Here is a 13,304-nt window from a genome sequence, read left to right as displayed (position 1 = left end):
GCTTTATCGAGCAATAGCTTGACAGTTAACGAGAGGTTTCTGTCGAGAGCGTTCGCAACCTCTTCCCGAATCCGTCGGTGGATTGAAACGATTACGGTTTCAGCGGCTCGGCGCCGGCCGGCGCCTGTACCGGCGCGGTCGTGGTCGCGGGCGCGGACGGAATTGTCACAGTGATCGGCGTTGTCGGGTCGGCAGCGGGATTCAGGGCGGCGGTCGCCTCAAGGAACGTGCCGGGCTTCATCGATGGTTCTGGCGCTGTCGTGAGGCCGGCCAGACGGGCAAGGTCCGCGACGAAGCTGATGCAGTTGCGACGACGCAGGTCATAGACCGAGCCCTCCGGCCCGTTCCACCAGTCGGCGCGTTCGCGGATCCCGCGATAGACGGCGTCGGTGACGGTGACCCTCAGATGCGCCTGTCCCTCATCAACGTAGCGCGGGTTTGGATGCTGCACCTCGCCGACGCCGCGTGCGAACAGGAGCTGGGGGCCCGGGTTCTTCGCGGTGAAGCCGGCGGACCAGTCCACCGCCTCGCCTGTGTCGTCCAGCTGCCCGACAGCGTGAACATAGGCATGGGGGAAGAGCAGATTGCCGTCGCGGACCCGTGCGCCCGGGTGGGCGTAGAAGGTGATCGTAACCTCGGCCCAGGCCTGGCTCGCGGTGAGGGCGAGGACCAGCCCGGGCAGCCAGGCGCGAAGGAAGGCTCGGATCATGTCGCCACCCTAGGCTGGCGCGCAGCAGACATGCAAAGGGCCGCCGGACGAATCCGGCGGCCCTTCACGACAGTGAGCCGGCCTAGTGGCCGCCGGGCGTTCCGCTGGCGGTGATGTTGTGGACCTTGGCCCGCGACGCCGCGAAGGCGAAGCCGATCAGGATCAGGTAGCCGATCATCGGCACGAAGAAGACCGGGTTCAGCGTCGCCGAGCTGTCGGCGATGTGGCCGGCGATCGGCGGCAGGATCGCGCCGCCGATGATGCCGAAGACCAGCAGACCCGACGTGGCCGGCACCGGGGCCGTCGACCGCTCCAGCGTCAGGGTGAAGATGGTCGGGAACATGATCGAGTTGAACAGGCCGATGGCGATGGCCGCATAGGCCGCCGTCGGTCCATTGGTCTGGGTGACGACAAGGCAAAGGATCGCGGCCACCGCCGTGTTCACGATCAGCAGGGTGCTGGCCTTGATCTTTGTCAGCATCAGACCGCTGCCGATCAGACGACCGACCATGGCGCCGCCCCAGTACCAGGACAGCATGCTGCCGGCGGTGGCCAGCGAGACGCCAAGGATGTTCGGGCTGTGCAGGAAGTTGGTCAGCAGGTCCCCGATGGCGACCTCGGAGCCGACGTAGAAGAAGATGGCGATGGCGCCGAAGACCGCCCACTTCGACTTCAGGGCCTCGAACGGAGAGGCGCGGTCCCCGGCGGTGGTCTCCGGGGCCGAGGCGTTGATCGCCTTGCGCGCCGAGAAGATGAAGCCCGCGACGATGGCGAAGAAGATGGCCACCGCGAGGAAGGCGAAGTCGATGCTGCGCAGCGATTCGGCGCGCAGGGCCGGATCGGTGATCAGGGCGTCAGCGGTGAACACCCCTCCCGTCAGCAGGATGGGCGCGGCGATCGCCGGGCCCAGCGTCGTGCCCAGCGAGTTGAAGAACTGCGAGAAGTTCAGGCGGGCGTGGGAATGCTTCGGCGTGCCGAGAGCGGCCACCAACGGGTTGGCCGCGACTTGCAGGATGGTCACGCCCGAGGCGATCACGAACAGGGCGATCAGAACGCCCGGATACCAGTCGACGATCGTGGCCGCCGGAACGATCAGGCAGCCAATGACCATGGTCACGAGAGCGGCGATGATCGACCGGCTGTAGCCCAGCCGTCCGACAATGGCGGCGGCGGGGATCGAGGCGATCCCGTAGGCGATGAACCAGGCGAAGGTGGTGAGGGTCGCCTCCGTATAGCTAAGGTCGAAAACGCGACGGACGGCGGCGATCAGCGGCCCGATCAGCGAGGTGACGAAGCCCCAGGCGAAGAAGAGGGTCGTCACATAGGCGAACGCGAGGCCTGTGCCCTTGCGCGCCGCGGGTTGGATGTCGGTCATTCCTGCTCCCAGTGGGCCTCTGCTCCCAAGTGTGGGCCCGTTATCCTCTTGGTTCCATTGGGGACGGCCCGCGTCCAGTCGAATCGCGGGGTGTAACCAAATGTGGGTTTTGTTCCGCCCTGCGGCAGCCTGTCGCAGGGGAAGGTTAACACACGCAAAGATGTCACACTGTTCGACCGGAAGTGGTCGAAACATCGCCAAAATCAGCCACCTTTCGCTTGACCCGCGAGTTTGGACCGACCTATATGGCTCCAACCGCCCATAAGGGTGGTCTGTCTCTAGAACCTATTTGAGGGGATAAGCATGCGTAAGACTATCGCCGCCGTTACGGCGGGTCTGCTGCTGGTGGCCGGTCAAGCCGCCGCCGCTGGCTCCAATAGCGCCGTGGCTCGCGTTGGCGACCGCGTCGGCGCTGCCCAAGGTGATTCCAGCGAATTCGCTGGCATCCCGCTCCCGGTGCTGCTGATCGGCGCCGCCGTTGTGGTCGCCACCGTTGTGGTCGCCACCGACGACGACTCGGAAAGCGACTGATTTATCCGAGGCGTCCTTCGGGCCGCTGAACGATAAGAGCTTTGAGGCCGGAGGAACTCACGTTCCTCCGGCTTTTTGCTATGCGCTCATCGTTGAGCGGTGGAGTTTCGAGAAGGGCGCGTTGGCTGCACCGACGCCCGAAGCGGACGACCCGAAGGTCCGCAACGGGTGGAAAGTGGACATTGCCTCCGGCGCATGACTAGAGGCTCATTTGCCTCTTGAACAAACCATCCCGGCACCAAACCGGAGGGCCTGAACACTGGCGACAATGAAGATGGCGGCGAAGACCAGATTCATCCAATCGGTGCTCTGCCCCGTCGGATGACTTTGGACCAGAAGGTCGGTTCCAAAACGCCAGAGAGCCCATACCCCTAGCAACCCCATAGCCGAGCCTAGAGCCATGACCATGACCGCGTTCAGCATGTTCGCGGCCTCTTCGAAGGCGTGAATCCCTAGAACCTTGTTATCGGCCGTTCCAGAATGCGATGCTGGCGCGGACGCGATCTCCTTCCGCCGGGCCGTCTGCGGGCATCTCTATTCGGGCTCCTCGTTGCATGGAGACGATCGCGGCGCGGCCAAATCCATTGCCCCCCGGCGTCTCGCTCTCGATACTGCAGTTCCGGAAGGTGCCGCGCGCAGTGACCGTGCAGACCAGCAAGACTTGGCCGCGATTTGAGCGTGCTTCCATAGGAAAATCTGGGGCGGGGCGCGTGGCGAATGTTATATCCTTACCGTCCCATAGTCGCGGTGCTGCGGTTTGCTCAAGTGGAACACTCGCGAGAGCGAGCAAAAGCATCTGTTTCCCGATCATGGCGGACCTCCATTTTGGAGCATCAACGATCCGTCCAAGGTCCGCAACGGGTCGAAAGCAGTCTCACGCATCAGGCCCGATCCGAGTCAGCAGCACGACCTCACACACGCCAGACAAAAAGGCCGCCCGTCGCCGGGCGGCCTGAGTTGACGCTTCTTCGGGGGAAGTCAGTAGCGGTAGTTCACGCCGAACAGGAAGGTCCGGCCGTACTGCTGGTAGTCGATGACGCGGCGGTCATCATTGTTCTCGAAGGTCTTGAACTGCTCGTCAGTCAGGTTGTTGACCTGGAACAGGACGGACAGGCCCTCGGCCGGTCCCGACTGGAACTCGTAACCGATCTGGGCGTCGACGACGGACTCTGCGTCCACCATCCGCTGGATGCGATCGGTGCCGACGCCGGACAGTTCGCCGAGGAACTCGGACCGGTAGCGATTCGAGATCCGCGCCTGCAGGCCGTTCCGCTCGTAATAGACGGTCAGGTTGCCGACCTTTTCGGACAGGCCCGGCATCGGGGTGGAGGGGCTGCCCGGGTTCGAGATGATGTCGCTGTCGGTGTAGGAGGCGCTGAAGGTCGCGCCGAAGCCTTCCAGCGGCGCCCAGAACATGTCGAACGGCACCGACACGGCGAACTCGGCGCCCTGCAGCACCCCGCCCTCGCCGTTCTGCGGTTTGGACAGGAAGCCCTGACGCAGGGCCGGCGCTACCGGCCCTTCATAGGGATAGCCGGTGAAATCGGTCAGCGTCTGCTGATCGTAGATGTAGCTCTCCAGATCCTTGTAGAAGAGCGCCAGCGAAACGTAGCCGCGACGACCGAAATACTTCTCGATCGAGATGTCGGCCGCATTGGCGATCCACGGCTTCAGCTCCGGGTTGCCGCCGCTGCCGCCCCAGGGCGACTGGTTGACGTCGGTGCTGTTCACGCGACCCTGGTTGAAGTCGATATTCACCGACGCGCGCATCTGATCCATGCGCGGGCGGGCCATCTCGCGGGCCAGGCCGAGGCGAACGTAGAAGTCGTCGGCCACCTGGAAGTTCAGGTTCAGGCTGGGCAGGACCTCATTGTAGCTGGCGCCGCCGGAGACGGGGACCGGCGCGGCCGGGTTGCCGGCTGCGGCGCGACCGTCCGAGCTCTGCTCGGTGTGAACAAGCTGGATGCCCGCATTGCCGGTGGTGGGAATGCCGAACAGCACGGTGTCCAGATCGCCCTTCACATAGGTCGTCGTGACCGTCTCCTCGACGCCCCAGCCGAAGGCGAGCAGGTTGTCGTCCTGCGGGGCCAGCAGCTCGTAGATGCCGCTGGCGACGAGGGCGAACGGGTCGTAGCTGATCACCGGACCGATGCCGAGGTAGTCGAGCTGGGTCGGGGCCAGCAGGAACTGGCTGGGCACCGGCACGCTGGTGTTGTGCAGCGGGTCGGCGCGGTTGGCCGCCAGCGACAGGTAGTAGCGCTCAAGCGTGAGGTTCTTTTCACGGTCGGTGACGTTCATGCCGAACCGGATCCGGTTGAACGGCCCGAAGTCGACATCGCCGCCGACTTCGCCGCGGATCGACGTCAGTTCGTCCACGGTCGACGGGCTGTTCAGGAAGCCGTCCTGACCCCCTTCGATGCCGGACGGATAGACGCCGCCGCCCCAGCCCTGGGCGCTGGTCAGGAGAATCAGCGCCGGGTTTGAATAGTCGAGCAGGGAGTCGAAGGTGGTGCCTTCCGGCGTGGTGCGGAAGGTCAGACTGTCCAGCGCGCCCGTGACGTTACGACCGGTGCCGGCGTTTGTTTCCAGCACGGTGTCGGTACGGTCTGCCTTGGAATAGCTGAGGTCGAGGGTGGCCGACCAGTTGTCGTCCAGCATGAACTCGTTGTTCCAGCCCAGCGACGTCAGCTCGGCGGTACGGCGGTTGCCGTCATTGCGGACGACGCCCTTCACATTGTCGAAGGTGCCGGCGACGACGATACCGTCCTCGACCGTGGCGCCGGCCCGGAGGGACGGAGCCGGACGGCAGGTGGCGGTCTGGGTGTTGCCGCTGGCCGTACAGGCGCCAGCCACCGATTCAGATGAACCGCCCCAGGCCAGCGGGAACTCGACGCCGCGCAGGATCTGGGTGTTGTCGAACTCGGAGTAGAAGGCGTCGAACGTCGAGTGCCAGCGCTCATTCGGGCGGAACTCGACGGTGGCGATATAGCCGTCGCGAACCAGTTCGCTGGACTGGACGTAGGGCTTGGCCCCGCCGATCACCAACGCGCCGCCCGGGCCCGAGTTGGGGTAACCCCACGCATTGAAGCGCTCGGCCTGGTAGGGCGTCGACAGGTGGGCGTAGCCGAGAACGACGCCGAGGCGGCCGTCCATGAACTGATCGATATAGCTGACGCTGTAGCGCTGGCCGGTGTCCTCGGTGCCCGAGTTCAGCGCGCCGTAATCGTTCCACTCATAGCGGGCGTTCAGGGCGATGGCCTGACGGCCGTACTCCAGCGGACGGATAGTGCGCAGGTCGGCGGTGCCGGCCAGACCCTGGCCGATCAGGGCGCCGTCCGGCGTCTTGTAGACCAGAACGCTGCCCAACAGTTCTGAGGGGTACTGGTCGAACTCGACGCCACGGTTGTCGCCGGCCGAGACCTGTTCGCGGCCGTTCAGCAGGGCGGTGGTGAAGTCGGGCGAGAGGCCGCGGATCGAGATGACCTGCCCCCGTCCGTCCAGACGCTGGGCGGTCAGGCCCGGCAGACGGGCGAGGGATTCGGCGATGGACACGTCCGGCAGCTTGCCGATGTCCTCGGCGGTGACGACCTCGACAATCGAGTCGTTGGTGCGCTTCGAGGCGATCGAGCTTTCGATCGAGGAGCGGATGCCGGTGACGACGATGTCGTCGACCTGGGTCGCATCCGGGTCCTGCGCATCCTGTGCGCTGGCGACGCCGGCGAAACTCAGAATGGCGACGACGCCGAGGGCGGCTCCGCCAAGCAGACGCGCACGACGGTTGGCTGGGGTTCTCATCTCAATATCGCTCCCTAGACCGGCGCATTTCTGATGAAGCGTCCGGGTTCATCGCAAACTTATGCAAACTTGCAGCGATCTTGCAAGCCCATGCGCGTTGGCCGACCTCGCACGTGGCGTAAATGTGACGGCGAGCCGCAGCCATGCTGCAACGCAACAGGCCAGAATCAGGCATGAGGCCCTGTTTTTGGCGTTGAACCTGACAGCGTTGACAGGTTACGGTTTCACTGCAAAAACTTGCAAATGACCTGTCGGCCACGATGTCGACAGGCGCTTATGGGAGGCGGAGATGCACCAGCGCGGTCGCGCCCGGATCAGGACGAGCCTTGCCTGCCTGGTGGCTACAGCCGCTCTTGCAGGCCCTGCCGCCGCGCATTCGGACGCCCTGTCCAGCCTGCGTCAGCGACCGGCCGGCGACGAGGTCATCTACTTCCTGCTGCCTGATCGTTTCGCCAACGGCGACCCGTCGAACGATCAAGGCGGCCTCAGCGGCGACCGGCTGGCCACCGGTTACGACCCGACCGACGCCGGCTTCTATCACGGAGGCGATCTGAAGGGCCTGACCGGGCGGCTGGACTATCTGCAGGGGCTCGGCGTGACGGCGATCTGGATCGCACCGATCTTCCAGAACAAGCCGGTGCAGGGACCGCCGGGTCACGAGAGCGCGGCCTATCACGGCTACTGGATCACCGACTTCACTCGGGTCGACCCGCACCTCGGGACCAACGACGACTTCCGCGAACTGATCGACGCAGCCCATGCCCGGGGAATGAAGGTCTATCTGGACATCGTCATCAATCACACGGCTGACGTCATCCGGTATCGCGAGTGCGGGGCCAACGACTGCGGCTATCGCTGGAAAGGCGACTACCCCTACAGCCGGCGCGGCGGCCTGAGCGGCGAGGCGATCAATGAGGGTTTCAGCGGCGCGCCGGGCAGCGACTTTTCGCGCCTGACCAGCGCGGACTACGCATACACACCGTACGTGCCCGCCGGCGAGGAAACAGTGAAGCGGCCGGAATGGCTGAACGACCCGGCCTTCTATCACAACCGGGGCAACAGCGCCTGGTACAGCGAGGCGCGGATGGACGGCGACTTCGCCGGGCTGGACGACCTGTTCACCGAGCATCCCCGCGTGGTGCAGGGCTTCATCGACATCTACAGCCAGTGGATCGACGACTACGGCATCGACGGCTACCGCATCGACACGGCGCGGCATGTTAACCCGGAGTTCTGGCAGGCCTTCGTCCCCGCCATCCTTGAGCGAGCGCGGGCCAAGGGGATTCCAAACTTTCACATCTTCGGCGAGACCTACGACTTCCAGTCCGGCACGGCCGCCATGCACACGGTCGTCGACGGCCTGCCGACGGTGCTGGACTTCGCCTATCAGCGGGTCGTGCAGAACATGGTCACGGGCTCCGGCCATCCGGACGCCATGGGTTATCTGCTGATGGAGGACGCCATCTACGCCGGAGGCGTGGAGACGGCGCTGAAGCTGCCGACTTTCACCGGCAATCACGACATGGGCCGGATCGGACATCTGATCCTGAAGGAGAAGCCGGACATTTCCGACGCCGAACTGTTGGACCGGTCGGCGCTGGCGCATGCGCTTGTGCTGCTGGGGCGCGGCGTGCCGGTGATCTACTACGGTGACGAGCAGGGCTTCACCGGCGACGGCGACGACCGGCGCGCCCGGCAGGACATGTTCGAGACCCGCACCGCCGCCTATGCCGACGACCGCCGGATCGGCGCGGCGGCGGGGCCGTTCGACCAGAATGCAGACCTGTATCGCCGCATCGCCGAAATGACCCGCGTCCGCGCCCGGGATGCGCGGTTGCGCGGCGGCCGGGTCGTTGTACGCACCGCCGACCAGACGCCGGGAATCCTCGCCCTGTCGCGTCTTGATGATGACGGCGAGACGCTGGTGGTGTTCAACACCTCGACAGGGGCGAAGACCGTCAATGTCGCCGTCGAGCCCGGCTCCGCCTCTTGGCGCGCGCTGCTGGGTCAATGCCCGTCTTCCGCCGCCGCGCCCGGCGCCGTGACCGTTTCCGTGCCCGCCTTGGGCTATCTCGTTTGCGTATCCGAAAGTCCCGCGTGACCGCCCAACCGATCGATCTCCCGAACGCATCGACCGACGCCGCCGAATGGTGGCGGGGGGCCGTCATCTATCAGGTCTATCCGCGCAGTTTCGCGGACACGAACGGCGACGGCGTCGGCGATCTGAAGGGCGTGACAGAGCATCTGGCGCATATCGCCTCGCTGGGAGTGGATGCGGTCTGGCTCAGTCCCTTCTTCACCTCGCCGATGAAGGACTTCGGCTATGACGTCGCCGACTACTGCGACGTCGATCCGATCTTCGGCACGCTGGCGGACTTCGACGCCCTGATCGCCGAGGCGCATCGACTGGATCTGCGGATCATCATCGATCTGGTCTTCTCGCATACCTCGGACGAACATCCGTGGTTCGAGGCGAGCCGCAGCGCGCGCAACGGCGACAAGGCCGACTGGTATGTCTGGGCGGACGCCAAACCCGACGGTTCGCCGCCGTCGAACTGGCAGTCGGTGTTCGGGGGGCCGGCGTGGACATGGGACGCGCGCCGCGGCCAGTACTACATGCACAACTTCCTGCCGTCGCAGCCACAGCTGAACGTGCACAGCCCGGCGGTGCAGGACGCCTTGCTGGACGCCGCGCGCTTCTGGCTGGACCGGGGCGTGGACGGCTTCCGTTTCGACGCCATCAACTTCTCGATGCACGACCCCCGGCTGACCGACAATCCGCCCCTGCCGCCCGGCGGCAAGCGGACCCGGCCCTTTGACTTTCAGGACAAGGTCAACAACCAGAGCCAGCCCGAGATCGTCGGCTTCCTGCAGCGCATACGCAGTCTGACAGACAGCTACGGCGGCCGGTTCAGTGTGGCAGAGGTCGGAGGCGACCACGCCGAGCGCGAGATGCAGGCCTTCACCGCGGGCGACGACCGGCTGAACAGCGCCTACGGCTTCCTCTACCTCTACGCGCCCGCCCTGAAGGACGTCATGGTCCGGCAGGCGACGGAGACGTGGGACGGGCGGCAGGGGCAGGGCTGGCCCTCATGGACCTTTTCGAACCACGACGCGCCGCGCGCCATCTCGCGCTGGGCCGAGGGCCGCGATCCCGAAGCGGTCGCCCGCATGGCGATGCTGTTGCTGATGTGTTTGCGCGGAAACGTCTTCGTCTACTACGGCGAGGAACTGGGCCTGCCGCAGGGCGAGGTGCCGTTCGATCGGCTGGTCGATCCCGAGGCCATCGCCAACTGGCCCCAGACGCTGGGCCGCGACGGCGCCCGGACCCCCATGCCGTGGCGGGCCGACCAGCCGAACGCCGGCTTCTCGACCGGCGAGCCCTGGCTGCCGATCGATCCCCGCCACCTCCCGCTGGCCGTCGACCGGCAGGAGGCGGAGCCTGCCTCGATGCTGCAGGTGACGCGGCGGCTGATCGCCCTGCGTAAGGCGCATGCCGCGCTGGGCCGGGGCGCCATGACCATGATCGAGACCGGCCATGCCGACCTGCTGGCGTTCGAGCGAACGCTGGGCGCCGAGCGGCTGGTGTGCGTGTTCAACCTCGGTCACGCGCCGGTGGACTGGGCGCCGCCGCAAGGCCTGACCCTGCTCGACGCCGTCAACATGGAAGCCCCGACGACGCGCTGGCCGGCGCTGGCCGGAGCGGTCTTCGCGGGATGAGATCAGCCGCCGCAGCTCTCGCGCACGATCAGGTCTGTCGGGATACGCTCCGACCGACCGACGGCGCCGGTGTTGTCGAGCAATTTGGAGACCATCAGCCGACCGGCCTTCATCGTATCCTGCGCGATGGTCGACAGGGCGGGGCGCGCGTAGCGGCTGAAGGGCACGTTATCGAAGCCGATGACCGAGACGTCGTCCGGCACCCTCAGTCCCGCATGCATCAGGGCGCGCACGGCGCCGAGCGCGATCAGGTCCGAGGCGCAGACGACGCCGTCGAACTTCACGCCGCGCCGGATCAGGCTGTCCACCGACGCCTCGGCCGACTCGACCTCGAAATGGGCTTCCATGATCATGTCCGGATCGACGCCCAGACCGACCTGTTCCAGCGCCTCCAGATAGCCCCGGTGACGCTGCATCGCCTCCGGCGGGTCGAGGTCGCCGAGGAACAGGATGCGCTTGCGGCCCAGCCGGGCCAGATGCAGCGTCGCGCGCCGGCCGCCCGCCAGATTGTCCGACCCGACCGAACAGTAGGCCTGATCCGGCAGCTCGGCGCCCCAGACCACGAAGCGCGCATCCGACTGGGCCAGACGGTTCAGGCTGGGATGCAGGGTGCTCTGGCCAAGGAAGATCACGCCGTCAGCGCGCGTGTTCATGGCCGCTGTCAGGTCGTCATAGGAGGTGGGCGAGAAGTGGCTCATCACCACGTCGCAGTCGCGCTCTCGCGCCGCCTCGCCGACACCGGCCAGCAGTTCGAGGAAGAACGGATCGCTCAGACGACCCTCGCGCCCCTGCGGCCGCGGCGTCACCAGCGCGATCACGCCCTCCGCCCCCACAGGACCCGCAGGCATGTAGCGGCGGAACGGATAGTCGTGCTCGCGCGCCAGCTTCCAGATCAGCTGCTTGGTACGGTCGTTGACGGCCGGACTGTCGTTGAGCGCCCGCGAGGCGGTGGAGATGGAGACACCCGCAAGTTTGGCGAGGTCCTCCAGACGGGTATTACGACGGCTCACGCGGCGGCTCCGGCAGCTGCAAATTTTGCTGCAAATCTTGTTTCATGTGCGCCGATACGGTCGCGCTTGGCAAGCCAGTAACGAGGAACGCCCATGCTGACCCGCCGCTTTCTGATCTCGACCACCGCCCTGATCGCCGCCACCCCGGCGGTCGCCGCCGCCCAGTCGCAGGCGACGGCGCCGGTCACGGCGTCATCGCCAGATGGCGTGTTGAGCCTCAGCGTATCGGCCGACAACGACGGGCGGGCGTCGTATTCGATCAGCCGCCGCGGCACGCCGGTGATCCTGCCCTCGCGGCTGGGCTTCATCCTGACCGACGCGCAGAAGCTGGAGCGCAACTTCGCCGTCACCGCCGAGCCGGCGACGCAGCACGACGACACCTGGGAGCAGCCTTGGGGCGAGCGCCGCTTGATGCGCAACCGGTACACCGAGCTGCGCGTGCATCTGGCCGAGAAGTGGGGACTGGAGCGCAAGGTCGATGTGGTCTTCCGCCTGTACGACGACGGCGTCGGCTTCCGCTACGAGTTCCCGGAACAGCCGAACATCAAGACCCTGAACATCGGCGAGGAGCTGACCGAGTTCACCATCGCCGAGCCGGGCACCGCCTGGTGGATCCCGGCCTATGAGTGGAACCGCGAGGAGTATCTGTATCACCGCACCCCGATCGAGGGCGCGGGCGTGGTGCAGACGCCGGTGACCTTCCGCACCGACAGCGGTCTGCACGTCTCGCTGCACGAGGCCGCGCTGGTCGACTATTCGGCGATGAACCTGCGCCGCGCCGAGGGCCGCCGCTTCACGGCCTCGCTGACACCCGGCCTGACCAATGCATCGGTGGTTCGCGAAGCGCCGTTCACGACGCCATGGCGGACGATCCAGATCAGCGACACGGCCGGCGGACTGGTCACCTCACAGCTGATCCTGAACCTGAACGAGCCGAACAGGCTGGGCGATGTCAGCTGGTTCAAGCCGATGAAATACATCGGCATCTGGTGGGACATGCACCTTGATACCAAGAGCTGGAATTCGGGTCCCAAGCACGGCGCCACCACCGAATACACGATGAAGCACATCGACTTCGCGGCCGAGCACGGCTTCGGCGGCGTGCTGGTCGAGGGCTGGAATATCGGCTGGGACGGCGAGTGGTTCGGCTCAGGCTGGAACTACAGCTTCACCCAGCCCTACCCCGACTTCGACATCGAACGGATCGCCGCCTACGCCCGCGAGAAGGGCGTCGAGATCATCGGCCACCACGAGACCGGCGGGAACGCCTTCCACTACGAGCAGCAGCTGGAGCCCGCCTTCGCCCAGATGGAGCGGTTCGGCTGGCATTCGGTGAAGACCGGCTATGTCGCCGACGCAGGCGGGGCGCGGGTCAAGGGACTGGACGGTCAGGCGACCATGAGCTGGCACGAGAGCCAGGCCATGGTTCAGCACCACCAGCGCGTGGTCGACGTCGCCGCCCGGCACCACGTGGCGGTCAATGCGCACGAGCCCCTGAAAGACACCGGTCTGCGCCGGACCTACCCGAACATCATCACCCGCGAGGGCGCGCGGGGCATGGAGTATAATGCCTGGGGCCAGCCGGGGAATCCGCCGGAGCATGAGGCCAATCTGGTGTTCACCCGGCTGCTGGCCGGGCCGATGGACTTCACGCCGGGCATCTTCGGCATGGTCACGCGTTCGCCCGACGGTGTGGCCACGACCTGGGCCAAACAGCTGGCGCTGTATGTCGTCATCTACAGCCCGATCCAGATGGCCGCCGATCTGCTGCAAAACTACGAGGCCAATCCGGGCCCGTTCCAGTTCATCAAGGATGTGGCCGTCGACTGGGACGACACCCGGGTGCTGAACGGCGAGATCGGCGACTTCGTCACCATCGCCCGCAAGGCGCGCGGAAAGGACGAGTGGTTCCTTGGCGCGATCACCGATGAAGAACCGCGCAGCCTCCAGGCCACGCTGTCCTTCCTCGATGAGGGCCGTCGCTATCGCGCCGAGATCTATCGCGACGCCGCCGACGCCCACTGGAAGACCAACCGCGAGGCCATTGTCATCGAGACAAAGGAGGTCACCTCGACCGACGTCATGCCCGTCGAGCTGGCGCCGGGCGGCGGTCTGGCCGTGCGCTTCGTTCCGCTGGGCCGGCCGCGGAGGACGCGGCGTTGAC

Annotated in this window: 9 protein-coding genes; 4 read left to right on the top strand and 5 right to left on the bottom strand. The window is 66.0% G+C overall.

From position 1 onward, the window contains the following. Positions 1-91: 91 nt before the first annotated feature. Together ACIQC9_RS00385 and ACIQC9_RS00380 are read right to left on the bottom strand one after the other, a co-directional pair. Complete coding sequence (locus tag ACIQC9_RS00385; protein WP_400611535.1) at positions 92-709, bottom strand: hypothetical protein; 618 nt, start codon at positions 707-709, stop codon at positions 92-94. A gap of 82 nt (positions 710-791) precedes the next feature. Then, on the bottom strand, positions 792-2,084 hold the full coding sequence (locus ACIQC9_RS00380; protein ID WP_400611533.1) for a sugar MFS transporter: 1,293 nt from the start codon (positions 2,082-2,084) through the stop codon (positions 792-794). 303 nt (positions 2,085-2,387) lie between these two features. On the opposite strand from ACIQC9_RS00380, the gene ACIQC9_RS00375 reads away from it, so the two are divergent. Further along, positions 2,388-2,615 (top strand): hypothetical protein, encoded by a 228-nt coding sequence (locus ACIQC9_RS00375; RefSeq protein WP_400611531.1) that lies wholly within the window; start codon positions 2,388-2,390, stop codon positions 2,613-2,615. 207 nt (positions 2,616-2,822) lie between these two features. Here ACIQC9_RS00375 and ACIQC9_RS00370 read toward each other — a convergent pair whose 3' ends face one another. Next, positions 2,823-3,038, bottom strand: coding sequence for a hypothetical protein (locus tag ACIQC9_RS00370; RefSeq protein ID WP_400611529.1), 216 nt, complete (start codon positions 3,036-3,038; stop codon positions 2,823-2,825). A 555-nt stretch (positions 3,039-3,593) separates the two neighbouring features. Further along, positions 3,594-6,410, bottom strand: a complete 2,817-nt coding sequence (locus tag ACIQC9_RS00365; protein WP_400611527.1) for a TonB-dependent receptor — start codon at positions 6,408-6,410, stop codon at positions 3,594-3,596. 337 nt (positions 6,411-6,747) lie between these two features. On the opposite strand from ACIQC9_RS00365, the gene ACIQC9_RS00360 reads away from it, so the two are divergent. Further along, entirely contained in the window at positions 6,748-8,511 is a 1,764-nt protein-coding gene (locus ACIQC9_RS00360) for an alpha-amylase family glycosyl hydrolase (RefSeq protein WP_400611525.1), read from the top strand. Beyond that, positions 8,508-10,130: an alpha-amylase family glycosyl hydrolase gene (locus tag ACIQC9_RS00355; protein ID WP_400611523.1), complete on the top strand. Its 1,623-nt coding sequence runs from the start codon at positions 8,508-8,510 to the stop codon at positions 10,128-10,130. Before ACIQC9_RS00360 ends, ACIQC9_RS00355 begins: the two co-directional genes overlap by 4 nt. 2 nt (positions 10,131-10,132) lie before the next feature. On the opposite strand, the gene ACIQC9_RS00350 is transcribed toward ACIQC9_RS00355, so the two are convergent. Beyond that, positions 10,133-11,176, bottom strand: coding sequence for a LacI family DNA-binding transcriptional regulator (locus ACIQC9_RS00350; RefSeq protein WP_400615312.1), 1,044 nt, complete (start codon positions 11,174-11,176; stop codon positions 10,133-10,135). A 57-nt stretch (positions 11,177-11,233) separates the two neighbouring features. On the opposite strand from ACIQC9_RS00350, the gene ACIQC9_RS00345 reads away from it, so the two are divergent. Continuing rightward, positions 11,234-13,303, top strand: coding sequence for a glycoside hydrolase family 97 protein (locus tag ACIQC9_RS00345; RefSeq protein WP_400611521.1), 2,070 nt, complete (start codon positions 11,234-11,236; stop codon positions 13,301-13,303). Position 13,304 lies beyond the last annotated feature (1 nt).

The sequence above is a fragment of the Brevundimonas sp. NPDC092305 genome, assembly GCF_044755415.1.
Lineage (GTDB): Bacteria > Pseudomonadota > Alphaproteobacteria > Caulobacterales > Caulobacteraceae > Brevundimonas.
This window is presented reverse-complemented; position numbering and strand designations above follow the sequence as displayed.

What these genes read in the sequence shown, in the direction of transcription:
- ACIQC9_RS00385 (WP_400611535.1), bottom strand. Translation starts at nt 709, where the DNA reads ATGATCCGAGCCTTCCTTCGCGCCTGGCTGCCCGGGCTGGTCCTCGCC.
- ACIQC9_RS00370 (WP_400611529.1), bottom strand. Translation starts at nt 3,038, where the DNA reads ATGCTGAACGCGGTCATGGTCATGGCTCTAGGCTCGGCTATGGGGTTG.
- ACIQC9_RS00375 (WP_400611531.1), top strand. Translation starts at nt 2,388, where the DNA reads ATGCGTAAGACTATCGCCGCCGTTACGGCGGGTCTGCTGCTGGTGGCC.
- ACIQC9_RS00345 (WP_400611521.1), top strand. Translation starts at nt 11,234, where the DNA reads ATGCTGACCCGCCGCTTTCTGATCTCGACCACCGCCCTGATCGCCGCC.
- ACIQC9_RS00365 (WP_400611527.1), bottom strand. Translation starts at nt 6,410, where the DNA reads ATGAGAACCCCAGCCAACCGTCGTGCGCGTCTGCTTGGCGGAGCCGCC.
- ACIQC9_RS00380 (WP_400611533.1), bottom strand. Translation starts at nt 2,084, where the DNA reads ATGACCGACATCCAACCCGCGGCGCGCAAGGGCACAGGCCTCGCGTTC.